At 67.3% G+C, this 25564-nt stretch carries 26 protein-coding genes; 8 read left to right on the forward strand and 18 right to left on the reverse strand.

Features of this window, described 5'->3' with window-relative positions:
• Positions 1-71 precede the first annotated feature (71 nt).
• Positions 72-731 (reverse strand): phosphate signaling complex PhoU family protein, encoded by a 660-nt coding sequence (locus NJ1_RS04290; protein ID WP_169813082.1) that lies wholly within the window; start codon positions 729-731, stop codon positions 72-74.
• A gap of 174 nt (positions 732-905) precedes the next feature.
• On the opposite strand from NJ1_RS04290, the gene NJ1_RS04295 reads away from it, so the two are divergent.
• Complete coding sequence (locus NJ1_RS04295) at positions 906-2111, forward strand: AI-2E family transporter (protein WP_245717206.1); 1206 nt, start codon at positions 906-908, stop codon at positions 2109-2111.
• Between the two features lie 91 nt (positions 2112-2202).
• Here NJ1_RS04295 and NJ1_RS04300 read toward each other — a convergent pair whose 3' ends face one another.
• Complete coding sequence (locus tag NJ1_RS04300; RefSeq protein ID WP_067687654.1) at positions 2203-2598, reverse strand: RidA family protein; 396 nt, start codon at positions 2596-2598, stop codon at positions 2203-2205.
• Positions 2599-2699: 101 nt separating this feature from the next.
• Entirely contained in the window at positions 2700-3056 is a 357-nt protein-coding gene (locus NJ1_RS04305; RefSeq protein ID WP_067687656.1) for an immunity 51 family protein, read from the reverse strand.
• A gap of 119 nt (positions 3057-3175) precedes the next feature.
• Between NJ1_RS04305 and NJ1_RS04310 the strand changes: the two genes are divergently transcribed.
• The gene (locus NJ1_RS04310; RefSeq protein ID WP_067687660.1) at positions 3176-4540 is read left to right on the forward strand and encodes a DUF2252 domain-containing protein; all 1365 of its coding nucleotides are present in this window, start codon (positions 3176-3178) and stop codon (positions 4538-4540) included.
• Between the two features lie 69 nt (positions 4541-4609).
• On the opposite strand, the gene NJ1_RS04315 is transcribed toward NJ1_RS04310, so the two are convergent.
• Positions 4610-5398 carry a PP2C family protein-serine/threonine phosphatase gene (locus NJ1_RS04315; RefSeq protein WP_084477731.1) on the reverse strand — a complete coding sequence of 263 codons (789 nt, stop codon included), beginning with the start codon at positions 5396-5398 and terminating at the stop codon, positions 4610-4612.
• Positions 5399-5553: 155 nt separating this feature from the next.
• Entirely contained in the window at positions 5554-6351 is a 798-nt protein-coding gene (locus tag NJ1_RS04320) for a trans-aconitate 2-methyltransferase (protein WP_067687662.1), read from the reverse strand.
• Between the two features lie 198 nt (positions 6352-6549).
• On the opposite strand from NJ1_RS04320, the gene NJ1_RS04325 reads away from it, so the two are divergent.
• From NJ1_RS04325 to NJ1_RS04335, 3 genes are all read left to right on the forward strand, one after another.
• The gene (locus tag NJ1_RS04325) at positions 6550-8175 is read left to right on the forward strand and encodes a cytochrome P450 (protein ID WP_084477732.1); all 1626 of its coding nucleotides are present in this window, start codon (positions 6550-6552) and stop codon (positions 8173-8175) included.
• 99 nt (positions 8176-8274) lie between these two features.
• Positions 8275-8940, forward strand: coding sequence for a TetR/AcrR family transcriptional regulator (locus NJ1_RS04330; protein WP_157573744.1), 666 nt, complete (start codon positions 8275-8277; stop codon positions 8938-8940).
• Between the two features lie 272 nt (positions 8941-9212).
• Entirely contained in the window at positions 9213-10412 is a 1200-nt protein-coding gene (locus NJ1_RS04335; protein ID WP_067687667.1) for a L,D-transpeptidase, read from the forward strand.
• Positions 10413-10418: 6 nt separating this feature from the next.
• Here the strand turns inward: NJ1_RS04335 and NJ1_RS04340 are convergent, their stop codons facing one another.
• Complete coding sequence (locus tag NJ1_RS04340) at positions 10419-10883, reverse strand: LapA family protein (RefSeq protein ID WP_067687669.1); 465 nt, start codon at positions 10881-10883, stop codon at positions 10419-10421.
• A 282-nt stretch (positions 10884-11165) separates the two neighbouring features.
• On the opposite strand from NJ1_RS04340, the gene NJ1_RS04345 reads away from it, so the two are divergent.
• Positions 11166-11621, forward strand: a complete 456-nt coding sequence (locus NJ1_RS04345; protein ID WP_067687671.1) for an SRPBCC family protein — start codon at positions 11166-11168, stop codon at positions 11619-11621.
• A gap of 15 nt (positions 11622-11636) precedes the next feature.
• On the opposite strand, the gene NJ1_RS04350 is transcribed toward NJ1_RS04345, so the two are convergent.
• The 9 genes from NJ1_RS04350 to NJ1_RS04390 are packed head-to-tail and all read right to left on the reverse strand — an operon-like array spanning position 11637 to position 20112.
• Positions 11637-12233, reverse strand: a complete 597-nt coding sequence (locus NJ1_RS04350) for a hypothetical protein (protein ID WP_067687673.1) — start codon at positions 12231-12233, stop codon at positions 11637-11639.
• Between the two features lie 22 nt (positions 12234-12255).
• Complete coding sequence (locus NJ1_RS04355; RefSeq protein WP_067687675.1) at positions 12256-13218, reverse strand: MlaD family protein; 963 nt, start codon at positions 13216-13218, stop codon at positions 12256-12258.
• Entirely contained in the window at positions 13215-14267 is a 1053-nt protein-coding gene (locus tag NJ1_RS04360; RefSeq protein WP_157573745.1) for an MlaD family protein, read from the reverse strand. Before NJ1_RS04360 ends, NJ1_RS04355 begins: the two co-directional genes overlap by 4 nt.
• Before the next feature lie 17 nt (positions 14268-14284).
• Positions 14285-15352 carry an MlaD family protein gene (locus NJ1_RS04365; RefSeq protein ID WP_067687679.1) on the reverse strand — a complete coding sequence of 356 codons (1068 nt, stop codon included), beginning with the start codon at positions 15350-15352 and terminating at the stop codon, positions 14285-14287.
• Positions 15352-16365 carry an MlaD family protein gene (locus NJ1_RS04370; RefSeq protein ID WP_067687681.1) on the reverse strand — a complete coding sequence of 338 codons (1014 nt, stop codon included), beginning with the start codon at positions 16363-16365 and terminating at the stop codon, positions 15352-15354. Before NJ1_RS04370 ends, NJ1_RS04365 begins: the two co-directional genes overlap by 1 nt.
• The gene (locus NJ1_RS04375; RefSeq protein WP_067687683.1) at positions 16353-17360 is read right to left on the reverse strand and encodes an MCE family protein; all 1008 of its coding nucleotides are present in this window, start codon (positions 17358-17360) and stop codon (positions 16353-16355) included. The genes NJ1_RS04370 and NJ1_RS04375 overlap by 13 nt, the downstream gene beginning before the upstream one ends.
• Entirely contained in the window at positions 17357-18391 is a 1035-nt protein-coding gene (locus NJ1_RS04380; protein ID WP_067687685.1) for an MlaD family protein, read from the reverse strand. The genes NJ1_RS04375 and NJ1_RS04380 overlap by 4 nt, the downstream gene beginning before the upstream one ends.
• 3 nt (positions 18392-18394) lie before the next feature.
• On the reverse strand, positions 18395-19255 hold the full coding sequence (locus tag NJ1_RS04385; RefSeq protein WP_067687686.1) for an ABC transporter permease: 861 nt from the start codon (positions 19253-19255) through the stop codon (positions 18395-18397).
• Positions 19252-20112 carry an MlaE family ABC transporter permease gene (locus NJ1_RS04390; RefSeq protein WP_067687915.1) on the reverse strand — a complete coding sequence of 287 codons (861 nt, stop codon included), beginning with the start codon at positions 20110-20112 and terminating at the stop codon, positions 19252-19254. Before NJ1_RS04390 ends, NJ1_RS04385 begins: the two co-directional genes overlap by 4 nt.
• A gap of 270 nt (positions 20113-20382) precedes the next feature.
• Between NJ1_RS04390 and NJ1_RS04395 the strand changes: the two genes are divergently transcribed.
• Positions 20383-21762, forward strand: coding sequence for a PucR family transcriptional regulator (locus NJ1_RS04395; RefSeq protein ID WP_067687689.1), 1380 nt, complete (start codon positions 20383-20385; stop codon positions 21760-21762).
• Between the two features lie 154 nt (positions 21763-21916).
• Positions 21917-22885, forward strand: a complete 969-nt coding sequence (locus NJ1_RS04400) for an alpha/beta hydrolase (RefSeq protein WP_067687690.1) — start codon at positions 21917-21919, stop codon at positions 22883-22885.
• A gap of 99 nt (positions 22886-22984) precedes the next feature.
• On the opposite strand, the gene NJ1_RS04405 is transcribed toward NJ1_RS04400, so the two are convergent.
• The 3 genes from NJ1_RS04405 to NJ1_RS04415 all read right to left on the reverse strand — a co-directional run bounded on the left by NJ1_RS04405 (position 22985) and on the right by NJ1_RS04415 (position 25520).
• Complete coding sequence (locus NJ1_RS04405) at positions 22985-23809, reverse strand: TIGR03619 family F420-dependent LLM class oxidoreductase (protein WP_067687691.1); 825 nt, start codon at positions 23807-23809, stop codon at positions 22985-22987.
• A 79-nt stretch (positions 23810-23888) separates the two neighbouring features.
• Complete coding sequence (locus NJ1_RS04410) at positions 23889-24509, reverse strand: GAF and ANTAR domain-containing protein (RefSeq protein ID WP_245717218.1); 621 nt, start codon at positions 24507-24509, stop codon at positions 23889-23891.
• 120 nt (positions 24510-24629) lie between these two features.
• Positions 24630-25520, reverse strand: coding sequence for a GAF domain-containing protein (locus NJ1_RS04415; RefSeq protein WP_084477735.1), 891 nt, complete (start codon positions 25518-25520; stop codon positions 24630-24632).
• Positions 25521-25564 lie beyond the last annotated feature (44 nt).

Genomic DNA, 25564 nt, shown 5'->3' on the forward strand with positions numbered 1-25564 from the left:
TCGAAAAGACCTCGCGTTGAAGCAATTCGGGCAGCTTACAGTGCCGTTGACCTGGGCCGTAAAACGGGAGGCTAAGCCTCCATTTGCGCGTAGAGCGGAATTCCGCTGTGGAAGAAGCGGATCAGCTGACCGATGCGCACCGAGTGATCGGCGCAGTGGCCGTAGTGGTGCGCGAGCATGGCGATATCGATGGCCATGGCGGACCCGTGCGCCCAGCCCGGATCGGCGGCCTTGTCGACCACCTGCGCCCGGAGCCGATCCATGGCGTCGTCACGCGTGATGAGCGTCTGATCGCGGGGCGGGTTCTGCGCGGCGATCACGCCGACCACACTCGCCACCAGATCGGCGGCAGCATCGGCGATCTCGGTCAGCACCGCCGTGATCGGTTGCGGGGCGACCGATTTCGGATACCGCCGCACCACCACCTCCGCGACCCGGCTCAGCGCGGTGCCGATGCCGAGCAGATCGTCCGCGATCTGCATCGCGGTGACCACGTGCCGCAGGTCGCGCGCCACGGGGGCCTCCAGGGCCAGCAGGATGACCGAGCGGTCCTCGCACTTGGCGTGCTTGACCTGTACCTGCTCCTCGAGCGCGAAAACCTCGTAGGCAGCGGTGAGATCGCTGCCGGACAAGGCCACCGAGGCCCGCTCGGCTGCCTCTTGGGTCAGCCGTGCCATATGTGCGAGCTCATGGGTCAATGCCATGAGCTCGGTCGAGAATTTGGTCCGCACCCGCATAGTCTGTCCGGCGACAAGCACCCCTGCACACTATCGCGGCAAAACCTTTCCCTCCGAATGCCTCTCGGTCTCGATTCGTCTCAATAAAACCGACCGTCCAGATTTCGAAGTGTGAACCCCGGGTGCGTCGCGCCGGAATTCGCCCGGCGCATGCACGAGACTGTGGCGGTGACCGACCGAACTTCGGAGCCGGGCGAGACCGAGGAGAGCGACGCCGGCTCGGACGCAGACCACACGGTGTCGTTGACCGACGTGCCCCCGGACGGGCGGATGCCGGCCTGGCTGCCCCGGGCCATGGTCCTGGCATTGGCCCTGCTCGGACTGTTCGAGCTGGTCAACTGGGCCGCGCACCAACTGATCGGCATCGCCGTCATGCTGACCGTTGCCTTCTTCATCTCGCTGGCGATGGAGCCCGCGGTGGACGGCCTCGCGGCGCGCGGCGTGCCGAGGGGGCTCGGTACCGGGATCGTATTCGTCGTCGTGTTCGCCTGCGCCGCCGGATTCGTCGCGACCCTCGGCGTACTTCTGGTCGAGACGGTGGGCCACATTCTCGACGAATTGCCCGGATTGCTCGATCGATCGATCGATTGGGTGAACCACACATTTCATCAGGACTTCACCGTGCATCAACTCAGAGACCGGCTCTTCAAGGACTCCGATGTCATCAGCGGTTACGCCGAACGGGCCGCGAACAATGTCTGGGGTCTGTCGAGCACGGTGCTGGGCGGGCTTGCCCGATTTCTCACGATCGCATTGTTCAGCGTCTACCTGACCGCGGACGGGCCGAAACTGCGGCGCGCGGTGTGCTCGCTGCTGCCGCCGCCGAAACAGAGTGCGGTACTGCATGCCTGGGACCTCGCCATCGACAAGACCGGCGGCTATCTGTACTCGCGGGCGCTGCTCGCGGTCATCTCGGCTATCGCGCACTGGGCGTTCCTTGCCCTGCTCGGTCTGCCGAACTCCCTGGCCCTGGGCATCTGGTTCGGCGTGGTCGCGTCCTTCGTGCCCACCATCGGCACCTACATCGCCGGAATCCTGCCGATTCTGGTGGCGCTGACGATCCGGCCGATCGACGCGGTGTGGATCGTGATCTTCGTCGTGGTCTACCAGTGGATTCAGGACTACGTGCTGCAACCGCGCATCACCGCGCGCACGGTGGACGTGAATCCCGCTGTCGCCCTGCTGTCCGTCATCGTCGGTGCGGCGCTGCTCGGCGCGGTCGGGGCGCTGCTGGCGATTCCCGCGACGGCGACCCTGCAGGCGTTCTTCAGTGAATACGTCAAGCGCTACGAGGTCGCGGCGGACCCGCGCCTGGAACGCCGATCGCGAATCCCCAAGGGCGGCAGATCGAATCGTGCGGCAACGACGAAATAAGTTGATGCCGAGCCGCATTCCGGCCCCTCCGGCCCGCCGTGCGCGGCACGGCGGGCGAGAGAGCGGCTGTCACTCGGGCGCGTCGAGCGGATCAGTCTCGAACCGCGATCGCGTCGACTTCGAACAGCATCGACGGCAGCGCCAATGCGGCTACGCCGGTGAGGGTCTGGGTCGGCGGGCGCTCGCCCCAGATCTCGGCGATCTTCTTGCCGATCACCTCGAGCTTGCTCGGATCATGGCCGACTATGAAGGTGCGCAGCTGGGCCACCTGCGCGTAGTCGACCCCGGCGGAGCGCAGTGCGATGCCGAGGTTGGCGAAGGCGCGGTCCACCTGGACGGCGAAATCATCACTGGTGGTGTGGCCCTCGCCGTCGGAGTCGTACTGCCCCGCGACGAGGATCAGTTCACCGGACACCCGGGCCACATGGCTGTAACCGAAACCGGTGGGGTCGTGCAGTTGCGCGGGGTTGCTGATCTCGATGGGCATTGCTCGTCTCCTTGGTCGTCGACTGCTGTGTGCTGCAACCAAGGAAGGACGAGACAGCTATCCGGACTGTGACATGACACCGGTCACAGGCGTGCCGAGCGCTAGTCGAACCATTCCGGATCGCCCGCCGCGAGCAGCTCGTCGAGCGTCGAGCGGTTCTCGAAGGCCTCGCGCATGATCGAGCCCAGCCGGCGCAGGGCCTCGGCGTCCTCGCCGTACGCGACGAACATTCCCGCCTCGGGATCGAAACCGATCCGCGCGGCCGCCTCCGGAAGCCGCGACTCCACCGCGGTCCGGGCCACCCCGGCCCAGCCGTAGCCGTTGCCCTCGTAGCCGCGCTCGGCGAACGCCTCCTCGACCTCGACCATGTGGTTGTCGCTGAGCATCAGGCAATAGTTGCCAGGTTTGTGGTCGTACTCGAAGAACACCAGCGGGGCGAAAGTCTCACGATCGGTCACGGGAGGGGACCCTATCGCTCCGGGGTGACAGATCGGCCGGCGAAGTTCCGCGGATCCGGACACGCCGAGCGGGTCGATCCGTACAGAACGGGCAGGTGCGGCGAACTAGAGTCCGACAGATGCCGACATCGGGTGTCAGAGCCGGAGTGGACAGCGCGCGGGCCTCGGCCGAGGCCGGGAAGGCCGCGCGAAAACTGGCTACCCGGTCCAGTCACGGGAAATGGGAGCCCGCCGCGGATCGGGTCGATCCGATCACCGTGCTCGAGCAGCAGGCGAGCACGCGGGTGCCGCAGCTGGTGGGCATTCGGTACGCGCGGATGGCGGCGGGGCGGTTCCCGTTCTACCGGGGAGCGCCCGCGATCATGGCAGGCGATCTCGCCGCCGTGCCGAACACCGGGCTCACCGTGCAGCTGTGCGGGGACGCGCATCTGTCCAACTTCGGGCTGTTCGCCTCGCCGGAGCGGTCACTCGTGTTCGACCTCAACGACTTCGACGAAACCCTGCCCGGCCCGTTCGAATGGGATGTCAAGCGGCTGGCGGCCAGTGTCGCGGTCGCCGCGCGCGGCAACGGATTCAGCGACACCGAGGCCGGTGCGGCGGCGGTGGCCGCCGCCGGGGCCTACCGGGAGACGATGAATCGGCTTGCGGCACTGGGTGAGACCGACGTCTGGTACGAGATGGTGGACGCGGCGAAAGTCTCCGAACTGCTGGGACCGGCCGAGCGCAAGCGCACCGAGAAGGCCATCAGCAAGGCCATGAACCGCACCAGCCTACAGGCTCTGGACAAGCTCACCGAGCCCGGAGCCGATGGTCTGCCGTGCATCAAGCACGACCCGCCGCTGGTGGTGCCGGTCACCGATATCGAACAGACGGCACTGGATTCGGTGCTCGCGGACTACCGCGACACCCTGCCCGAAGAACGGCGGGTGCTGCTGGACCGGTACGAGGTGCGCGACACCGCGATGAAGGTCGTGGGCGTCGGCAGCGTGGGAACGCGCTGCTTCATCGTGCTGCTCAGCGGCCGAACCACCGGCGATCCGCTGTTCCTGCAGGTGAAACAGGCGGAGGAGTCGGTGCTCGCGACACACCTGCGCGCCAGCGATTTCCGTCATCAGGGCCACCGCGTGGTGCACGGTCAGCGTCTCACCCAGGCCGCCGGGGACATCTTCCTGGGCTGGGCCACCGGTCCCGAGGGTCTGTTCTACTACTTTCGGCAATTGCGAGACATGAAGGGCTCGGCCACCGTCGACGCCATGAACCCCACCGAACTGACCACCTACGCCACCCTGTGCGGCCACACCCTCGCCCGGGGCCACGCCCGCTCCGGTGATCGCGGCGCCATCTCCGCCTACCTCGGCGGCAGCGACCTTTTCGACCGGGCCATCGGCGAATTCGCTCTCGCGTACGCCGATCAAACCATCGCGGACCACGAAAAGCTGCTCGCCGCAATCGATTCCGGACGGGTCGTCGCCACGCAGGAGTAGGGAGACCCGGACAGCGAAGCGGCCCGGAACCCCAACAGTTCCGGGCCACTTCCCTCTCCCGCGCACGCCCTAGAGGCGGGGCGCGGGTGCTGCGGGGCCGGGTGCGGCATCCACCACCAAGGCCGTCGTATTGTCCCTGCCGCCACCGTCGAGGGCGGCGTCCACCAGCGCGGTCGCGGCGTCGCTCGCCGTAATCCCGGCGGCGAGAATCGCTTTCACCTCGCCCAGGTCGAGCCGCTTGCCGACGCCGTCGGTGCACAGCAGCAGCCTGCCCGCGCTGGAACCGGTCGAGGCCTGCCCGATCTCACCGGGTCGGGTGGTGCGCGCGGAGGTGGTCACCAGATGCCCCATCCCCGGCATCGGCTCCTGACCACGAGCCCGGAAGTACTCCGCGACAGTGTGATCGGTGGTGATCTGGTGCAGTACGCGCCCGTTCCATCGGTACGCGCGGCAGTCGCCCACCCAGGCGATGTCGCAGGGACCGTCCGGCTGCCCGCTCGCCGGGAGCACCGCCACGACCAGCACGCTGTCGGCCGAGGAGTCCGGCAGTTGACGCAGCAGTTCCCTTTGCGCGGCGAGGATTCCGGCATACGCGCCCTCGGCCACCGCGACCCGAGCCGCCGTCCGGGCCACGATCCGCGCCGCCCGAGCCGCGCCGAGATGATCGCCCACCCCGTCCGCGACCACGAATACGCTGCGCCCCAGCCGCTCATCGGTGAGGGTCGCGACCGCGTCCGCGTTGAGCGTGCGGCTGCCCACCCGGCTCACCGCGGATCCCGCGACGGCACCGAGCCGTGGCGCGTCCCCGCTCGGCACGATGGGCACGGCGGATCCGATCTCGATGGCTGCGGTGTGCATTGGCCCGACCTCCTCGGACTAGCGCGACGAGTGCTGTCGAGCAGCACTCCCCTATTCAACGATCAGAACCCGTGGGATGCTCCCGAATCTCCTGTGGAAATGCTGTGGACCTGCGACGATGAGGTCGCGATTCGATCACGGCGAGAGCACCCGAATCACTCTGGTGACGAAGTGGGCGACTCCGGTGACGATGCGGTCCGAGCGACAACGAACACGCGGCGGAACGGCAGCCAGGTGGTGCCGTCGGTCTGGGCCGGGTAGGCCTCGCGCAGCAGCGGGGCCAATTGCGCCCGGAACTCCTGCCATTCGGCCTCGTCCAGGGCATCGCGCACGGGCGTGAGGGCGGTACCGCTGACCCATTCCAGGACCGGATCCGGGCCCTCGAGTCGCTGCAGATAGGTGCTCTCCCAGGCGTCCACCGTCGCGCCGGCGGCGGTCAGCACCCGGGCGTAGCCCTCCGGATCGAGCACCGCGCGCGGCTCCAGAAGCCCTGCCGGACCCAGCTTTTCGCGCCATTGCTCGGTGGCCGCGAGAGTGCGGATCGAAATGTGCGAGGGCGCATCGAAATTCCCGGGCACCTGAAAGGCCAGCCAGGCCCCGGCGGGCAGCTCCTGCGCCCACCGCAGCAGCAGTTCCTGATGGCCGGGCACCCACTGCAGCACGGCGTTGGACACCACGACATCGGTGTCCGCGCTCGGCCGCCAGGTCCGCACATCCCCCAGCGAGGCGGCGATGCCCCGGGAGCGCGCCGCCGCCACCATCTCCGGCGAGGAATCGGATGCCTCGAGCTCGGCCTCGGGCCAGCGCTCACCCAGCGTCACGGTCAGATTTCCCGGCCCGCAGCCCAGATCCACCACCCGCCGCGGTTTCTCGGCCCGCACCCGGTTCACCAGATCGAAGAACGGGCGAGCCCGATGATCATCGAACGCCAGGTACTGCTGCGGATCCCACATGCTGCGCCACCTTCCACCGGTCACTGCCGCTTCGGTCGATCGCAGCGTAACCCCGGGGTGTCCCGGTAAACCCGGACCGGACCCACGTCACACGACCGATCCAACCGAGCGAACGGACTGTTGACCGAGTCATCGTGTCCCATTAACGTGTATGAGACATCACGTCCCATGAAAGTCGTGCAGGCAAGGACCAGGACCATGGCAGACGCTGTCGATTCCTCCACGCAACCCGCACCGGCGCACCCTTCGCGTTTGCATCCCCCGCGCTGGGCGCCGACCTTCGTGCGATGGCACCGAACGAAGGTGACCTGGCGCGAATCGATTCGCTTGGCGGTGGGAATCCTTCCGCGCGTGCGCGACCACACCGTGCTGGACTACGTGTCGAACCTGCCCGGCCAGGACGACGTCCTGGTAGCGCGGGTGCCGTTCGCGAAGTTCGTCGTGGTGCGCAGTCCCGAACTGGCGCGACAGGTGCTCGTCACCAACCAGAACAACTACACCAAGAGTCCCGAGTACGACATGCTCGCGGTCGCCTTCGGGCGCGGGCTGGTGACAGATCGGGACGAGCAGCAGTGGCAACGCAATCGGCGGCTCGTACAACCGATCTTCGGCAAGCGCAATGTCGACGGCTTCGCACCCGTCATGGTGGCGGCGGCACGCGATGCCGTCACCAGGATCCGCACCCTGTCCGAGTCCGGCGGCGCGATCGACATCAATGCCGAAATGAACCGCCTCACACTGGATATCACCTCGCGAACCATGTTCGGCACCGATATCACCGGGCCGATGTCCGAAGTCGTGCTCGGCCGCCTGCTGAAGTTCTTCGGGCGCGGTTTCATGACCAATGCCAGTCGCCCCGTGTACAACACAGCGGTCCGGCTGCACCGGCGTTCGGGTCGCGACGGCGAACCGGCCAACTCCCGGCTGCCGATCCGCATCATGCGCGCGGCGGGCTGGATGGTCGAGCCGCGCGCCATGCGCGATCTGCGCCATGCCGAACACGTGGTGGACGGGCTGATCGCCGATCATCGCGGCGGGCGCATCGACCGCAGGGACAATCTGCTCGCCCTGCTGATGGACGCGTCGGATCCCGAAACCGGTTACCGCTACAGCGATCAGGAGATCCACGACGAGCTGATGACCTTCATCGGCGCCGGAATGGAAACCACCGCAACGGCATTGACGTGGGTCTGGCAGCTGCTCTCGGAACACCCCGCCGCCCGCGAGCGACTGCGTGAGGAGGTGCGAACGGTACTGGGCTCACGCGCGGCGACCGCCGCCGACATCGAGAATCTGCCGTGGACCCAGGCGGTGGTCTCCGAGACCATGCGACTGCTGCCACCGGTGATCGGATTGGCAAGGACCGCAAAGGATCACGATGTGCTCGGCGGCTATCCGATCAAGCCCGGCACCACCGTCGCGATCGTCCTGCACGGGCTGCACCACCATCCCCGGGTGTGGGATCGTCCCGAGGAATTCGATCCGGCCCGCTTCCTGCCGGAGGTCCTCGAGCGCACGCAGAAACGCGCCGCGATCCCGTTCGGCGCGGGCAAACGCATGTGCGTCGCTTCGGGTTTCGCCAGCATGGAGGCCACGCTGGTGGTCGCCACCTTCGCACAGCAGCTGACCTTGGACGCGGTCTCCGACAAGCGGGTGCGGCGGCAGATCTCCTTCACCGGCGGCCCCGACGGCCCGCTGCCCATGCGCGTCCACTTCGCACCGGTGACCGGGCCCGGCGATGCCCCTGCCGATTCCGGTCCCGCCCACGATTCCGGCCCCGCCCACGATCGCGGTACCGCCGCCGAATCCGGCCGCGCCGTATAGTTCGACGCCGTGAACCACCCCATCGACAGGCGCGCCCATCGTCGGCGGTCGAGCGGAAGTCGCTGGCAGGAGCATAATTCCGCGCGCCAGAACTTGATCATGTCCGCCGCCGCGGATCTGATCGAGGAACACCGGCCGGGTGCGGAGATCTCGATCCAGCAAATCGCCCAGCGCGCCGGACTGGCGCGCTCGGTGGTCTACCGCCAGTTCGACAATCGCGAGGATCTGGACGCGCACGTGCGCGAGTTCATCCTCGGGCGGTACCTGGCGGAGTTCGAATCGTTGCTCGTACTCGACCCCACCGGCACGATCGAGGCCATCATCGCGGACGTGATGCGGGCCGTGGTGCGCTGGGCGGCAGCGCATCCCACGCTGTACCGCTTCGGCCAAGCCGGGCCGGTGCACGGGCACGCCGCCGGTGAGACCAGTCTGTCGATCGCCCGGCACCATATCGCCGAACTGCTCTGGCAACGACTCTCGTCGTGGACGGCGGTGCTGGGCATCGACGTCGAACCGTTCCATCCGCTGGCGTACGGACTGGCAGGAATGGTCGAGGGCGTCGTCACGCACTACATCGATACGCCGGCGGCCACCCGGTCGGACGAGGAGACCATCGTCGCCATGCTGAGCGGTTCGGTCTGGCATCTGTTCTCGGGGCATGCCGCCGAACACGGCTTCCGGTTCGAGCCCTCGGACAATGCGGCCGCGCTACTGGGCGAGTTGTTCGCCGAGGCCGCGAAGGGGCGACAGCACACAGACGACTGAGCCACTCCACCACTGCATCCCGATCACCGCGAACAGCACTACTCGAATCGTGAGCGCCCGGTGTCCATACCGGACGATCAGCCCTGTTCGAGACGAGCAACCCTGTCCGAATTGTCCGTAAATCTGGCCTCACAGTCTCGGCTCGGTGGACGAACGGTGTCGGTTCCGCGACGGATCGGCGGCGTCGCTGTCCGGTATCGCGATCGCGACGAAGCACGGCGGCATGCTGAGGCCACCGGACGACAGCGAGTCCGAAGCGAAGGGAGCGCGCGATGGGATTGCGGCGTCGTCAAGTACTGACCGGGATCCTCGGTGCGAGTGGCCTGCTCGTGGCCGGAAGCGCCGCGCGCCCACCCACACCCGCCGAGATCCCGCGCGCCGCCGTCCTGGCCATCACCCCCGCGCCGAACCTCGTCGAGGTGAGCGCGCGCCAGCTCGGGACGGTCGCGGTCACCGACGGAACGCTGAAATCAGTGCGGTGGACCGACGAGACGGGCCGCGCGCTGCCGGGCCTGACCAACGCCGACCGCACGGCCTGGACCAGCACGGAACCCTTCGGATACGGCCACACCTACACGGTGACGGCGATCGCCGAGGGCGGCACCGGCGACATCACGGCCGCCACCACCTTCAGCACGCCCGCACCCGACGAGCTGACCGATGTCACGTTCCGATGGAACAGCCTCGACGATCTGATCGACAACGAAACCTACGGCGTGGGCCTGGTATTGGTCGCGCACTTCGACGACGTCGTGGACCGAGCCGCGGCCGAACGCGCCCTACAGGTCACGGTGCAGCCGCCGGTCCAGGGCGCCTGGTACTGGATCGACGACCGCAACGCGCACTGGCGGCCCGAGCACTATCACCCCACCGGAGCCCGAATCACCGTGGAAGCCAACCTGTTCGGGGTCCATCTCGGCGAGGGCCGGTACGGCAGCGCGGACAGACGGGCCTCGGTGCTGATCGGTCCCGCACACGTCGCCATCGCCGACGACAACACCAAGCACGTCGAGGTCTTCGAGAACGGCGTCCTGATTCGGACCATGCCCACCTCGATGGGCATGGGTGGGTCCTCGACTGTCGGCGGCAAGACGCTCTCGTTCTGGACCCGCCCCGGCGTCTACACCGTGCTGGACAAGAAGAATCCCGTGCGCATGGACTCCTCCAGCTATGGTCTGCCGGTCAATTCCGGCCTCGGCTACCGCGAGCTGATCAACCATGCCGTCCGGATCAGCCACGACGGCATCTACCTGCACGAACTCGCCTCGACGGTATGGGCGCAGGGCAATACCAACGTCTCACACGGCTGCCTCAACCTCAGCCCCGACGACGCGGGCTGGTTCTACGACTTCGCTTCCCCCGGTGATGTGGTCGAGGTCCGCAATACCGGGGGCGAACCGCTGGATATCTGGGTGGGCGGCGACTGGACGATCCCATGGCCGGACTGGCAGCGCGGCAGCGCGTTGGCCTAGCCGGGGCTATTTCGAATTCGCGGCGCGGCGCAACTGCCAGATGCGCGCGCCACCCGCCAGCGCCATGAGCAGAGTGCCCGCGATCACCGCGAACAGCAGCGCCACCCCGAGCGGCCACTCGAAATCCCATGCCAGGAACGAGATCACGACCTTCTGGGTGTTCTGCAGGATGAAGATCAGCAGCACGATCAGCACCAGCGCACCCGAGGCGAGAGCCAGCCAGACACGGCCGGTTCGGGTGCTCTTGATGCCGGTGCGACGGTGCGGCGCGGTTTTCGGAGGCGGCGATTCAGGAGGCGCTGCCGTGGGAGGCGCGGTCTCGGGAGGTGACAGGGTCTTCGGCGGCGTGAGGCCGGGCGGCGGCGTCACCGCGCCGGGCGGGGACTGCCGCACAGGTGGCGCGGCCGATCCCCCGGCAGGTGGCGTTCCCGGAGCGTGCGGGGTGGTCGGCGGTTCAGGCTGGCTCGTCATGCTGTTCGGGTACCCCGCCTCCCGCAGAAGAATCAAGGTGTGACGCAGGGCCGGTGGAGGAGCGCGTGATGAGGGTACGCACACCTCCACCGAACGGCGCCGGTCCCACGGCGCCCCCGTGCGGCGGCGGATGCACACACGAGCCTTCTACGTATCTACTTAGTAGATACGTAGAAGGTAGCAAGACCGCCGGAGATTCACAAGGGAAGGTTCGGGCCTGATTCGCACGCGCCCGGTATGCGCGGACCGATACATCGCACACAAGTTTGTTAGCGTACGAACATGCAGGACAGTGTGACAGTTCGAATGGCCGCGCCCGCCGAGCAGATCTGGGGGCTCGTCAGCGATATCACCAATACCGGGAAGTTCAGCCCGGAGACCTTCGCCGCCGAATGGCTCGGTGGCGCAACGGCGCCCGCCGTCGGAGTCAAGTTCCGCGGTCATGTCGATCGCAACGGCTGGGGCCTGAAGTACTCGACCGTGTGCCGGATCATCGCGAGCGAGCCGGGACGCGAATTCGCCTTCACCGTGCTTGGCCCCGGCGGAATGGGCATCAACACCTGGCGGTACCGCTTCGAGCCGGTCGAGGGCGGCACCGACGTGACCGAGTCGTTCCAGCTGCACACCGACACCCTTCCGGTGCGGATCTACTGGCTGCTGGCCGGGCGATCGCGCGGCAAGACCAATGTCAAGGGCATGCGGGAGACGCTCGAGCGGATCAAGGCCGTCGTCGAATAGATCTCTCGGACGGCGTCACTTCAGTGGCAGGGCGCCGTCCATACCGCCGACGTCGACGACCTTCCAGTCTCTGCCGCTGTCGATGGTCACCGTGTAGGTGACCGTGGTCCGGGCGCCGTCCGCGGACTGCGAGCTCGCGGATTTCACGTCCACGAACACGTCCGCCTTGTAGACCCCGCCCGATCGCGATTCCACCTTCGCCGCGATCGGAGTCGCGGTGGAGGTCCATTTCAGGACGGTCAGGATCTCCTGCAACTTGGCGACCGTGGCGTCGAACTTCGTGGCGAGTTCGGGCGAGGTGTTCGACTTCAGCTTGCTCATCCAGGCATTCATGTCCTGGTAGTTCACAGTGGCGGCGCCGACGGCGTAGTCGGTGGCCACCTGTTCGGCGTGCGCGTCGTCCACTGCCTGTGATTGCAAGGCGTGCAGATCATCTCGGGTCGAGAGCCAGGCGAGCGTGGAGGTTCCGACCGAGACGACTCCGACGATCACGCCGAGCGCGAGCAGAAGCGTCGAGAGCCGGATCGCGACCGTGCGCCGGGGCGCGCCCGCGGTCTCGGTCTCGGTCGGTGCGGCATCGGCCTTCGGCGGTGCGGGTTCGACGATCGTCATGGGAAACTCCCTCTGTTGCTGTCTATTTGAGATTCACGCGCAGGTGCAGCGCACCGGCCGGATCGGTGGAGCGCAAGGCGGCGCTGATCAGTGCGCTCAGATCCACCGGCGGAATCGACTCGGCTGCCGAGGCGGCGAGCGGTCGCAGCGCCGGGAGCAGGGGCGCCAGCTCCGGCCCGAGTGCGTCGAGACGTTCGGTCAACCGGTCCAGGAACGGCACCAGCCCATTGCCCTGCTGGTACATGGCGGGAGTGTCACCGGTGCGGACCAATCGCTCCACCGACTGCGCGATCTGGTCCACGCGCTGTCCGAACTCGACGAACGTGGGCGTGGCCCGATCGAAAGACGGTGCTGCCCAATCCATATCGGGCGCGATCGTCTGCAGATCGGTGAGCAGCCTGCCGAATTCCGGCGAGCGGCTCAGTAGCGCCGCCGCCAGTAGATCGGTGCCGCGCGCCAGGCCGGGGATCACCGCGTCGGTGCCGCGCAGCGCGGTCCCCGCGGTGTCCACCAGTCCACGCATGGTTCCGGGATCGAGCTGGTTCATGCCCTGGGTGACCAGCCGCGCCACCTGCGGAATCGACAGTGGCGCACGGACTTTGCTACCCTCGAGGACCTGGCCGCGCCGCAGGTACGGACCATCGTCGTCGGTAGTGGGGGCGAATTCGATATAGGGCTCGCCCAGCGCCGACAGGCTCTCGACAGTGACCTCGCTGTCGATCGGCACCCGGTACGGATCCCGCACGGTGAACCGCACCTCCACCCGGGCCCGACCACGGTTGATCTCGCTGACCTGACCCACCTGCACCCCGGTGAGCAGCACGCGCGAACCCACCTCCAGCCCCGCGGAATTCGGCAGGATCAGGGTGGCGGTCAGATCGTCGCGGAACGGTTCGACCCGCACCACGCCGAAGGTCAGATAGGCGATGCCCAGCACCGAGATGGCGGCGATACCCGCAAGGGAGAAAAGCGAATTCAGCTTCACCGCACCGCTCCGATCATGCGCAGGGTCCGGACGATCCCGTCGATCTGATCTCCGGTGGAGACCTCCGCCGCGGCATCGGGGGTCACCGTCGCTCCCACCACGTTCACCTTCGGCCCGCGTTCGACGAACGGAATGATCCGGTCGCGGATCAGGGCGACCAGCGCGTTCAGATTCGACGGCGCGCTCACGTCCAGCGGATGCGCGGTGAAGGCCAGCGGGACGAAGGCCCGTGCGGTGGCATCGCCCGCCTGCGCCAGGGGCGCGAGCCACACCAGCGAATGCGCAACGCCGCCCAGCGCACCCAGCACGCCGACCACCCCGACGATCGACTCCACCGCCGCGGACACCTGGGCCACCGCCGGATCGGTGAGCAGTTCGGCGAGGGTGTCCCCCGCCGCGTCGACGGCACCGCTGGTGTCGGTGAGACCGTTCAGGAACAGATCGGCCTGATCCAGATTCGCCGCGAGATCCTGGGCGTTCGCGCCGATGGACTGGGCGATCCTCGCGGTCTCGCGAGGATCGGACGGAAGCACCTTGTTGAGCCGGTTCACGATGTCCTGAAAGTTCGTGATGGCGCCGCCCTGGGTGAAGGTCGCGATCCCGGCGAGGGTGTCCTCGATCTGGGTGGCCGGTCTCGTCTGTGCCAGCGGAATCGTCGCTCCCGCACCGAGAGCGGTGGCGGATCGGACCGCCGGCGCGGTCAGTTCCAGGTGGATGTCGCCCAGGACCGTGTTCTGCCGCAGCTCCGCGGTAGTGGTCGCGGGCAATCGGACCGACTGCTCGATCTCGGCGTCCACCACCACGTATCCCGCGCTCGGACCGACCGGGTCGACGACCGACATCCCGGTGACGGTGCCGATCCGGGCGCCGTCCGCCATCACTTTGGCGCGGGCGGGCAGATTGAGCGCGTTCGCGAACTGGATGTGGACCGTGAAGCTGGGCCCCGACGTTCCGGTCCCCGGCACCGGAATCGACGACGGATCGAAAGCGCAACCACCACAGGCGATCACGACCGTCGATGCCAGTACCGCGAACGCCTTCGAAGCCATCCCACCTCTTCGGATACTCATCGTGCCCCCGTCGACCCGAGTACGAGACCGGCCAGCGGCACCTGCACGGAGCCACCGTCGCAGGCGGCGACAGCGCACAGCTGCTGCGATATCTCCTGTGGCACGCCGACATTCGGCAGTGCGACGCTGATTCCACCGGCCGGGTTCAGCGCCGCTGCTCCGGTAGCGGCCAACAGCGGCACCTTGGTGACGATGTCGCGCAACGTGTCGGTATTGGTGTGGATCAACCGCACCAGGGGCACGGTCGCATCGAGCAGCTTCAGGATGGGATCGCCGAACATGCTCGTGATGTCGTTGAGCATGGGCAGCACCCGCTGGAATCCGTCGATGATCTCGACCGCACGGCTGAAGAGCTGATTGTTGACCTGATCCAGCACGTCGGCCAGGCGGATCATCATGTCCTTGATGTCCCCCCAGTGCGCGGCGACGCTGCCGGCCACGGCCGAGAGCGAATCCAGCAGCCCCGCCAGATGACCGATGGCGGCATCGGGGGAATCCATTGCGGAGCCGAGCTTCACGATGATCTCGTTGAGCTGCGGTCCGGTGCCCGCGGTAGCCGTGTTCAGGGCGGTCAATCCCTGCCGCAGGGCATCCTGACCACCGGATTCGGGGCCGAGGATCTGTGCCGACAGTTGCGCGAGCGCGTCGAGGGTCTGCGTCATGCTCTTGGGCGTGAGCGTCTTGGTGATGCACTGCCCCGGATCGCGATGCCGGTCCCGGTTCCCGATGCCGAGCACCGCCAGCTGACGGTCCGCCACGATGGTGTCCGAGACCGTGGTGGCGGAGGCGTCCTCGGCGACCGGGAAGCGCGAGTCGACGGTGAACTCCACTCGGACCGTGCGACCTTGGGGCCGAATGGTTTTCACCTCCCCGACCGGCATGCCACGCATCGTGACGTGGTTGCCGACGTACAACCCGATGCTGTCGGGCAGCAGTGCGCAGTAGGACTCGGTCCTCACCGGCGGGCGCAGACCCACCAGGTACACCGCGACCGCGACCACACCGATGAGCACGGCGGCCGCCGCGGACATGAACCCTCTGGAGCCCAGCAGTTTTCGCAGCATCAGCAGGACTTCCCCGCTACGGGCACGCAGAAGCTCAGTGCGGTGTCCGCGGGTGCGTCCCCCGGGGTCGGCAGCATTCCCCGCATACGCTCTCCCAACTGGTGGACCGCATCGATCAGCGGCTGCAGGCGAGTGCCGAGCGCCTCCAATTCCGGTGCGGTGGCGACGAGTTTCTCGGCCATCGGACGCAGCGTCGACTGCCAGGACGGCTGGAGCGCGGCGATCCTGGCGATCACCCGATCCAGGGTGTCCACGGCGGTGCGCACCTCGGTGCGCTTGTCGCCCAGCACCGTTTCCAGCAGGTTGATCTTGGTGACCAGCGTGCCCAGGACCGCTCGGGCATCATCGATCGTGCCGATGTACTCGTCGGCGATGCCGATCGCCCGCGAGACCTCGGCGCGCTGCTGATCCAGCACATCGACGAAATGCTGAACGCCGTCGAGCATGTCGCGAATACCGGTCGGACCGGCGGTGAGCGAATCGGCGATGGCGGTGAGATTTTCGCGCCACCCGTTCCCGTCGATTCCACGCACCGGGGTGACCGCGTCCTGGAAGGCGTCGGACAGGCTGTAGGGCAGGCGAACTCGATCGGCGGGAATGTGACCGCCGCCCAATGCCGCGGTCCCCGCCGGGAACAACGCCACGTAGTGACCGCCGACGATGGTGAGCATTCGAACGTCCAGCGAGGTCTCCCGGCCCACGAAGACCGAATCGTCGACGGTGAAGGTCATGATCACGTGATCGGCGGTCAGTTCCAGTGAGCGCACCGTGCCGACCGAGATTCCGGCCAATCGCACATCGTCACCGGTCCGCACGGACTGCGCCTCCGGCAGCCACGCGGTGTAGGTCCGCTTGCCGAACGGCACGGCGTACAGCACCGCCACCGCGACCAGCATGCTCACCACGAGCGCGACTCCCAGTGCGCCCAGGCGGATTTCACGTCGCCGCTCCGCGGCCGCGTCCCGGCGCGGGCGTGATCCACGCGAGAGCCGCCTCGAGATCAGGGTTTGCATATCGACACCTTCTGCCCGGCCACCAGCACCGCGAACGGGGCGGGCAACTCCGCCGAACCGTGGCTACAGCGCAGATCGAGATTCGAACCGGGTTGCGGCAGCGTGGCAGCGAGGCCGGCCAGTAGACCGGGCAGCGTGCCGAGCTGATCGACGAGATCCTGAGGATTCGGGAACAGCCGGTGCACAACGTCTTCCAGATCGGGATTGACGTTCTCGCTCAGGCCGAGAGTGGCGAGCAGATCGTCGATGGGATCCAGGACCGGCGGCGCGGTGAGGGCGAAGTCGATCAGCCCGTCCACCTTGATCTGCAGCGAGGTGAACACATCGCTCAGTTTCGACAACAGGGCCACCAGGTTCCGGGATCGTCCGCCGATCTTGTCCGAGATCTCCGACAGATTGCGGATCAGTGTGGTGATCAGCCGCTGCCGGTCCGCCACGTACGAACCCAGCTTGCCGATCGATTCGAGCGCCGGGCCGATCCCGTTGCCGTCACCCTCGATGACCGCTAACAGGCTGGCGCCGAACTGATTCAGCGCCTCCGGAGACAGCGTGGACAACACCGGCTTCAACCCGTTGAACAGGGCTGTCACGTCGAATGACGGGACGGTGCGGTCCACGCCGATCATCGCGCCGGGCGGCGTCTTACCACCCGGTGTGGCCTGCTGCTGCAGATCGACGTAGCGCTGGCCGGTGAGGTTCTGATAGCGGATCGCGAGCCGGCTGTTGTCGTAGATCGACGCGGACCGGCGCAACGAGAAGCCGACGAGCGCTTGTTGTCCCTGCAGCGCAATGCTTTCCACCTTGCCCACCTGCACTCCGAACACCCGCACGTCGTCACCGGTGCGCAGCCCGCCGGCATCGGTGAACAGCGCTCGGTACTCGTCGGTGTCGCCCGAGACCGGGCGCTGAATGGCGGTGATCACCAGGGCGAGCACCCCGATCATCGCGACGGCGAAAAGGATCAGGCGCAGCGCGGAGCCGCGAACCGACGTCATCGCGGCACCCCCGCACCCAGCAGCGGAACGGCCACGCCGGGTACGCCGCGCAGGTCCACGTCGAGGTTCAGTACTGGGCCCTCGGGGGTGTCGGGCATGGCGGCGCGGAGCCGATCGAGCAGCTCTCGCAATTCATCGCCGGACTGCTCGGGCGTCGGCACCGTCTTGGCCGCGGCGCTCAGAATCGGCACGAGAAGCGCTGCGTAGCCGGAGAACGCGGCATCGGCGTGGTACATGGTGCGTTGCAGACCGGGGAACAACTGCTGCACCACCATCTCGATGGTGGCGTCGAATCGCGGCCTGTCATCGCGCAGCGCATCGATCTTGTAGGTCTGGTCGATGACCGCGATCGTGGCCGCGGCGAACCCGCTCAGACCCGAGAGCGCGGTCCCGTACGCACCGAGCTGCTGCGACAACGGGATTCGTTGCGTATCGGCGAAGGTGCGCGCGGTGACCACCAATGCCTGCAGCAGTGGTGTAAAGGCGCGCACGTCACCGGCGAGCTGGGCCAGCACATTCGACAGCTCCGGGGTCAAGACCTGACCACCGACCTGACCGAGACTGCGCAGCAGGCTGCCCATGGTGGCGTCGTAGGCGTCCGCGGCCCGCGCGCCGGTCAGCTCGACCACCGAGCCGTCGCGCAGCGGAGCACCGCCCGGACCGGATCGCAGCTCGATCTCGCTGATACCGAACAGATTCGAGGTCGCGTAGTCCACCCGCAGGCTGTCGTCGAGTCCGTCGAGTTTCGCGCCGTCCACGCGCACCGAGATCGACTGGGTGCCGACGCTGTCAGGCTCGATGGCGGTCACCTCACCGACCCGCACACCGTCGGCGCGCACCTGGGTGCCCACCACGATGCCGTCGCCGACCTGGGCGGTGTGGAGCCGAATCGCCAGTCCCCCATCGGAAGTCGTGGCTACCCGGACCCGCCATGCAACGATCGCCACCATGATGACCACCAGTGCGGCGGCACCGATGAGCAGTGCCCGCCGCCGATCCAGGCCCACCCCGGCCATTGCGTAATTCGGCATCCCCTACCCCGTGAAACTGATCGCGGCGTTGAATCCCCACAACGCGATGGACAGGACCATGTCGATGCCGATGATGGCGACGAAGCTGGCGCGCACCGCCTTTCCCGAGGCGATGCCGACGCCCTCGGGACCGCCACTGGCGAAGAAGCCGTAGTAGCTGTGCACCAGGATCACCACGGTCGCGAAGATGGACACCTTGATCACCGCGGCGACCACGTCGAACCCGGCGACGAACTGGAAGAAGTAGTGGTCGTAGACCCCCGCGGACTCACCGTGCACCAGCGTGATCAGGCCGCGGCAGGCCAGGTACGACAGGATCAGCCCGATCAGGAAGGTCGGCACGATCGATATCGCGCCCGCGATCACCCGGGTGGTCACGACGAACGGAACCGAACGCAAGCCCAGTGATTCGATGGCGTCGATCTCCTCGGAGATGCGCATGGAACCGATCTCGGCGGTCATCCGGCAACCGGCCTGCGCGGCGAATCCGATGGCCGCGGCGATCGGGGCGAGCTCGCGGGTGGTGGCGAAGGCCGAGACCACGCCGGTCACCGGGCCCATGCCCAGCATGCTCAACGTGGAGAACGATTCGACGCCGACCGACGCGCCCATCGCCAAGCCCAGCACGATCATCATCGGCACGGTGCCGCCGCCGACGATGACCGATCCGTTGCCCCAGGTCATATTGGTGATCGAGCGCATGGTCTCGGCCCGGTACCGGGTCAGGGTCAGCGGTATCGAACCCAGCGCCTGGGCGGCGAAACCCAGTGCGAAACCCAGGTTTTCGATCGGATTGACGGCTTTGCCGCGAGTGCGCGCGGCCAGCCAGCGCAGCCCGCCCGGAACGTACGAGGAAACCGTCACGCCAGCCTCGTCGGCAGGAACATCGCGGTGATCTGCGTGATCACCAGATTCGTCAGGACGATGGACACCACCGAGAGCACCACCGCGGCATTGACCGCGTCGGCCACCCCGCGTGGTCCGCCCCGCGCCTCGAGCCCGCGCTGGCAGGCGATGACCACCACCAGGAATCCGAAGATGATCGACTTCAGCAGCGACACCCACACGTCCGCGACCGTGGTGAACGAACCGAAAGTGGCCCAGTAACTGCCGGGCGTGACGTTCTGGCCGCTGATCGCGACGGCATAGCCCGCCAGCACGCCGACGAAGATGATGAGGATATTGAGCAGCGGGGCGATCAGCACCATGGCGACCAGGCGCGGAATCACCAGGCGGTGAATCGGGCTGATGCCCATGGTGTGCAGCGCGTCGATCTCCTCGCGGATCGTGCGCGCGCCCAGGTCCGCCGCGATGGCCGCCGCGCCCGCACCCCCGAGCAGGAAGCCGGTCGCCATCGGCGCACCCTGTTTGATCACGCCCAGTCCACCGGTGGCTCCCAGTAGCGAATCCGCACCGAGAGTGTGAATCAGATTGCCCACCTGCACCGAGACGATGACACCGAACGGAACCGCCATCAGCACAGCGGGAATCGCGGTGACAGCGGTCAATCGCCAAGCCTGCGAGATGGTTTCACGCCCCTGGAAGGACCCGCGGGCGATGTCGGTGACGGCGCCGCCGACGGCCTCACCGGCGAGCCCGACCGCACGACCGAAGGTCCGCACCGCGGAAACCACCGTGGTGGAGAAATTCTCGCCGAGCACCCGAGGCAGCGACGGGCGCACGGCACTCCCGGATTCGCCCGGGAGGGTTTTCATCGACATTCGTACCTCCCCCTGAACGACTGTGACTCCGGCCATATCGGACGGCCAGTGACCGAATCTAGGAGGTGGGCGAGTTCGGTGTCACTGCACGGAAGCGAGAACATGAAGCGTCATCATTTGTCACGAGAGACAAATCGCGTCCGGAAATGCCGATCCGGAAGTTGAACAACCGTCCACTTGGCGCGGGATAAGCAGCCGCGACAGCGAGGACTCCTTCGACCGCGCGGGCACAGGGTTGCGGCCGGACCTGTTACTGGTGACAATTCGGCGATGCCCGCCACGCCCCATCAACTCACTCTGGACTCGCCGATCATCACCCGGCTGCTGCCACGGATATCGAAGCTCGGCGATGAGCTCTTCGACGCGGCACTCGCCACGGTGCCGGGTGCGGAGTTCTTCCCGCCCGGTCATTTCACCGACGATGTCGCGTCCCGGATCATCAGCGGCGTGGTGAGCGTGCTGAACGCGATCGAGGACGGACAGGATCTCGATGAGCAGCAGTTCGCCGAACTCGTGGCACCGGTCGTTCAGCGGCGCGCCGAGGAGCGGATACCGCTGCGATTGCTGATGATCGCCTTCTTCGGCGGCGTGCGCCGACTGTGGAGCGAGATGACCGAACAGGCCGAACACGCAGACCTGCCTGATCTGATCGCGATGTCGAACATCATGCTCGACGTGATGATGCATACGACCATCACGATGGCCGAAACACACAGCGAAGTCGAACGTTCGATCTATGGCAGTGAACGCGAGGCACGCCGCGAATTGTGCGCCGCGCTGCTGCGGGGCGCTCACTCCGAGGACCTCGCCGCACGCGCGGACACCGCCATCACCGCCGCGTACGACATGATCGCGATTCAGGTGATGCCCGCCGATCGCTCACTTCCCATGGCCGACCACGCCATTGCTCGCCGACGCATGGTGCAGGCTCAGCAGGTGCTGGACGAGCTGGCCGGCGGAACCTCGGCGCTGCACACCTTCGACGGAACCGCGGGCATCGCCCTGCTTCCGCCGACCTCCGGTGAGCTTCGCTACGAGAAGCTCGCCGAGGAACTCGCGAGCCGTTTCGGCCTGGAGGTGGTGGTCATCGAGTTCGGCACGGTGCCGCGTGCGGAGCTCGCCGAATCCGGAGCGCAGATCAAGGAATTCGGCATTCTCGCGCGAAAACTGGGGCGGCCCACCGGAACCTACGGGCTCGACGATCTGATGCTCGAATATCAGCTCACCAGGCCCAGTCCCGCGCGGGACCGGCTCGCTTCCCGGATCGTCCCGCTCATCGACCATCCGCATCTGCTCGAGGCGCTGGAAACCCACATCCGATTCGGCTCGGATCGCAAGAGCGCGGCGGCGGCGATGCATCTGCACCCCAACAGCTTCAGCTATCGGCTGCGCCGGGTCGCCGAGCTCACCGGATTCGACCCCTCCGATCCCTACGATTCGCGCATGCTCGCGGCGGCGCTGACCGTGCACCGGCTCGCCGAGCCCGATCCAACACGGCTCGCCGAGCCCGATCCGGCACGGGTCGCGGAGCCCGATCCAGCACGGCTCGCCGAGCACGATCCAGCACGGCTCACCGAGCCCGGCCCGGCTCCGACCGGTTCGTCGTCGGAGACAAACCCCGACGCGAGCATTCTCCACAACATGCAGTGACACCCGGCCGCACCGACTCCGATACTTGTCTCCGAGCACATCGACAGCGTGAGGTCGGACGGCAATGGAGCCGAAGAGGCGCAGCCATTCCCGTCGTGCGCGGACCGCGTTCGGGTCCGCCTGGACACCGCACCGACCGGGGAAGGCAGCACCTATGACCGCCCAGAATTTCACCCACCGAACCGATTTCCCAGGCGGAAGTCTCGGATCCCGGCTGGTGTCGGCGATGATCCGCACGCTGATACGGCCCATCATCTCGCTGTGGGCCAGGTATCCGGATGTGCGGTGGCCCTACCGGGCCGTCGACTGGCTCGGGCGGCCGCTGTCGAGCCCCCGGGGCTTGGTTCGCGAATCCGTGGCGCTGCCCGAATGCACCGGGCAACTGACGATTCCGCGCGCTTTCGATCCCGAGCGCTTCGTGCTCTATCTGCACGGCGGGGGATTCGTCGTGGGTGGTCTGCACCTGCACCGGCAGATGACCGGACGCTTCGCGACGGACCTGCGCAGCCGGGTGTTCGCCGTCAACTACCGCAAGCTCCCCGGACACGCTGTGTCCCTGGCGGTTTCGGACTGCGTCGACGGTTACCGCCAGGCGCTCGCGTGGGGCTACAGCCCCGACCGCATCACGCTCATGGGCGACTCGGCCGGGGGCTACCTGGTCCTGATGACCGCCGTGGAGATACGCCGCCAAGGCCTGCCGATGCCCGCGGCCATCGTATCCATGGCGCCGCTGACCGACTGGGACTTCACTGCCAAACTCGCCGCGCCGACGGCGGCTACCTGCGATATCTTCCGCGCCACCGCCATGCCGTCCTTCGAGCGCATGGCTCGCGCCGCCGCGGCCGGAATCGCACCGGAGTCCCCCGCCCACGTGGACCTGACCGGCCTGCCGCCTACCCTGATCCAGGCCAGCTCCTCGGAATTCCTCTACCCGGACGCCGTTCTGATGGCCGATCGCCTGCTCGAGCACGGCGTGCCCTGCCGCCTGCAGATCTGGGCGAACCAGGTCCACGTCTTCCAGGCCGCCGCCGCGATCGCCCCCGAAGCCGCGGCCGCCGTCAGCGAGATCCGCCGCTTCATCGACGAAACCCTCGCCACCCCAGCTGAATCCCGCTCCGCATGAGCCTCGGCATCCTTCGTGGTCGCGGCCATCCGTTCGGCCTGCAGTAGCCGCGACCACATCTTCATCGCCGAAACGCCCTGCCCGGCAGGGCCATCCGGGTCATCCGATGAGTTCCGCGTGGCGCTCGAGTACCTCGTCGAGGGTTCCGGGCAGAGCGGCGGGATGGATGACGAGCTGTTCGACGCCGAGGTCCTCGTACTGTCGCACCACCGAGGGGGTCAGGGGTTCGGCGGCGGCGACCGTGATCGCGAGTTTGCCGAGATGTTCGGGGCGGTCCACGGTCTCGGCGATCTCGGCGAGGCGGGTGAGGTTGGCGGCGGTCTCGGCCACGGTGCCGATCGCGAACCAGCCGTGTGCCCACGTCACGGCCCGGCGAACCGCGCCCCGACTGTGCCCGCCGATGTACACCTGCAATCCGACCGGGCGCGGATACGCATCGACTCCGGCGAACTCCACGTACCTGCCCGCGAACGACGGATTCTGTTCGTACCACAGTGAATTCATCGCATCGAGGTATTCGTCGGTGCGGGCGCCGCGATCGGCGGTCGGCACGCCGATCGCCGTCAGCTCCGGCTCCAGATATCCCGCGCCGACACCGAGGCGGAACCGCCCCTCGCTCAGAACCGACAGGCTCGCCGCCTGTTTGGCGAGAACCAGCGGATTGCGCTGCGGCAGGATCACCACCCCGCTCCCGAGTTCGAGGCGGGTGGTCGCGGCGGCCACGAACGCCAGATGCACCAGTGGATCGATGATCGGCTCGGTCGCCTCGACCGGTGATCCACCCGAGCGGGGCGAGGGCAGCACCACATGATCCGAGGCCCACCAGGACCGATACCCCAGCGACTCCACCACTCTGGCGAGCCGCTGTGTCTCCCGCGCTCCCACGGTTCCACCGGTATTGAGCGCCTGCACTCCGAAATCCATACTCAGCCGAACCCCGACGCGGGTCGCGCCATTCCGCCGGACGAGAACGGCAGGCCGAGCCGCGGGGGCGCGTCCGATCTCAGGATTCGATGAAATGCGGTGCGAGCGGCTTCGTACCGGTGACTCCCTCGATGATTTCCGCGGCGAGGTCCGCGACTTTGATGTTTCGCCGCTGCGACATCTCGCGCAGCATGGCGAAGGCGTCCTCCCTCGGGCATCGTCGCCGGCCCATGATGACGCCGAGGGCCTGATCGATGCAGGACCGCGAGACAAGGGTGGCTCGCAATTGCGTGGTCAGTGCTGCCGTCCGGGCAATGCCGATCCCGGCCGCGAGGAGCGTACCGATGTGTTCGGCCGTCAGAACGGCTGCCCGCCCTGCCTGTTCGCTGATGCCGTCCGTGTCGGCCGCGTAGAGGGACAGCGTGCCGATGGCCTTGCCTTCCATCGGAAGCGGTTGGACCACAACGGATTGAATCCCGTGATCGAGCATCCTCGCCGAGTAGCCGCCCCAGCGTCGCTCGACCGAGAGGTCCGGAATCGCAATCCCGTGCATAGTGTCGATCACCTGCGCGGAAGGATGGGCTCGGCCGTTGTGTCCGGGTTCCTCGCTGAGCATCGTCCGCACGCCGGCAGAGCCGCCGACCTCGGCCCAATCCTCGTGGGCCACAGCAACTCCCACCATGAGATCGCCCGGCAGCATCCGCGCCACGATATCGGCTATATCGGACAGTGACGGAGCGACATCATCACCGCTCAGCAGCAATGCGGCCAGCTCCGCCATCCCTGTCGCGAGCTCATCAGTCATGAATCACCGTGCTCGTCACCATAACCGGTACCCCTCCTCTACGACGCGGCGGGAAATCTCGTCCACCGGCACGCCCGCGGTGAAAGCTCGCGCACGCAGCAGCGCCAGAGCGGCGTTGATGTCGCACGCGTATTGCACGGCCACCTTGCCGGCGGCTTGATGCACGTTGGACAGGTAGTCGGCATCGTCGAACAGGGCACCATACAGGGTGAGATCGTCGGGATCCGCGCGATCCGGAGCCAGCAGGACAGCGTTGGCGAGCGCATCCGCCACGCGGCCGGCCACCGGGGCGACTGCCGCGTCCAGATCCGTTCGGCCGGCGAACGCACACATGGCACCCAGCAGTATCGACGAGTGCAGCGGAACCGCGATGACGGACCGGATGCCGAGATCGGCTACCGCCGGGCCGTAGAGCGGCCAGCGTTCGACCAGATCCGCGGCCGTGACGAGGACGAATTCCTTGCCGTCCAGGACATCTCGAGCCGGACCTTCGCCGATCGTCATCTCGAGATCGTGCGCCGCCCGTGCCGTGCGGTCCGAGGTAGCGACCAGCAACTCCTCGCGTTGGGGACCGAACAGGGTGATCGCGGCACTGTCCACTCCCAATTGCTGGGCGACCGCGGCCATGAAGACCGGCCGAACAGCGGATCGACCGGCGGCCAGCCAGCGTTGCAGACGTCGCGCGTGCAGCTCGTGCAGGCGCGCGCACGCCAGGTGGCGCGCCTCGATCCGACGGTGCAATTCGGCCATTCGCCGGCGGAACGGCTGCATCGACAGCGGCGGACGCGTGTCCTGCGCTTCGTACTTCGTGGCGAGGGCCGCCGACCGGGCGGCGCGCTCCCGCTCGGCACTGTATTCCTGCCATTCACGCGTGATCTCCGCGTGGGTATCCGGATGAATGGGCACAGGACAAGCCTACGTGCACTTCGCCGACGTGGCGGTCAATCGCC

The sequence above is a fragment of the Nocardia jejuensis NBRC 103114 genome (assembly GCF_001613145.1).
In the GTDB taxonomy this organism is placed as follows: domain Bacteria; phylum Actinomycetota; class Actinomycetes; order Mycobacteriales; family Mycobacteriaceae; genus Nocardia; species Nocardia jejuensis.

Bases quoted from the DNA above. Each gene is read 5' to 3' on its own strand.
- NJ1_RS04300 (WP_067687654.1), bottom strand. From the start codon at position 2,598: ATGCCCATCGAGATCAGCAACCCCGCGCAACTGCACGACCCCACCGGT.
- NJ1_RS04310 (WP_067687660.1), top strand. From the start codon at position 3,176: ATGCCGACATCGGGTGTCAGAGCCGGAGTGGACAGCGCGCGGGCCTCG.
- NJ1_RS04315 (WP_084477731.1), bottom strand. From the start codon at position 5,398: ATGCACACCGCAGCCATCGAGATCGGATCCGCCGTGCCCATCGTGCCG.
- NJ1_RS04320 (WP_067687662.1), bottom strand. From the start codon at position 6,351: ATGTGGGATCCGCAGCAGTACCTGGCGTTCGATGATCATCGGGCTCGC.
- NJ1_RS04325 (WP_084477732.1), top strand. From the start codon at position 6,550: ATGGCAGACGCTGTCGATTCCTCCACGCAACCCGCACCGGCGCACCCT.
- NJ1_RS04330 (WP_157573744.1), top strand. From the start codon at position 8,275: ATGTCCGCCGCCGCGGATCTGATCGAGGAACACCGGCCGGGTGCGGAG.
- NJ1_RS04335 (WP_067687667.1), top strand. From the start codon at position 9,213: ATGGGATTGCGGCGTCGTCAAGTACTGACCGGGATCCTCGGTGCGAGT.
- NJ1_RS04340 (WP_067687669.1), bottom strand. From the start codon at position 10,883: ATGACGAGCCAGCCTGAACCGCCGACCACCCCGCACGCTCCGGGAACG.
- NJ1_RS04345 (WP_067687671.1), top strand. From the start codon at position 11,166: ATGCAGGACAGTGTGACAGTTCGAATGGCCGCGCCCGCCGAGCAGATC.
- NJ1_RS04350 (WP_067687673.1), bottom strand. From the start codon at position 12,233: ATGACGATCGTCGAACCCGCACCGCCGAAGGCCGATGCCGCACCGACC.
- NJ1_RS04360 (WP_157573745.1), bottom strand. From the start codon at position 14,267: ATGGCTTCGAAGGCGTTCGCGGTACTGGCATCGACGGTCGTGATCGCC.
- NJ1_RS04365 (WP_067687679.1), bottom strand. From the start codon at position 15,352: ATGCTGCGAAAACTGCTGGGCTCCAGAGGGTTCATGTCCGCGGCGGCC.
- NJ1_RS04370 (WP_067687681.1), bottom strand. From the start codon at position 16,365: ATGCAAACCCTGATCTCGAGGCGGCTCTCGCGTGGATCACGCCCGCGC.
- NJ1_RS04375 (WP_067687683.1), bottom strand. From the start codon at position 17,360: ATGACGTCGGTTCGCGGCTCCGCGCTGCGCCTGATCCTTTTCGCCGTC.
- NJ1_RS04380 (WP_067687685.1), bottom strand. From the start codon at position 18,391: ATGCCGAATTACGCAATGGCCGGGGTGGGCCTGGATCGGCGGCGGGCA.
- NJ1_RS04390 (WP_067687915.1), bottom strand. From the start codon at position 20,112: ATGTCGATGAAAACCCTCCCGGGCGAATCCGGGAGTGCCGTGCGCCCG.
- NJ1_RS04395 (WP_067687689.1), top strand. From the start codon at position 20,383: ATGCCCGCCACGCCCCATCAACTCACTCTGGACTCGCCGATCATCACC.
- NJ1_RS04400 (WP_067687690.1), top strand. From the start codon at position 21,917: ATGACCGCCCAGAATTTCACCCACCGAACCGATTTCCCAGGCGGAAGT.
- NJ1_RS04405 (WP_067687691.1), bottom strand. From the start codon at position 23,809: ATGGATTTCGGAGTGCAGGCGCTCAATACCGGTGGAACCGTGGGAGCG.
- NJ1_RS04410 (WP_245717218.1), bottom strand. From the start codon at position 24,509: ATGCTGCCGGGCGATCTCATGGTGGGAGTTGCTGTGGCCCACGAGGAT.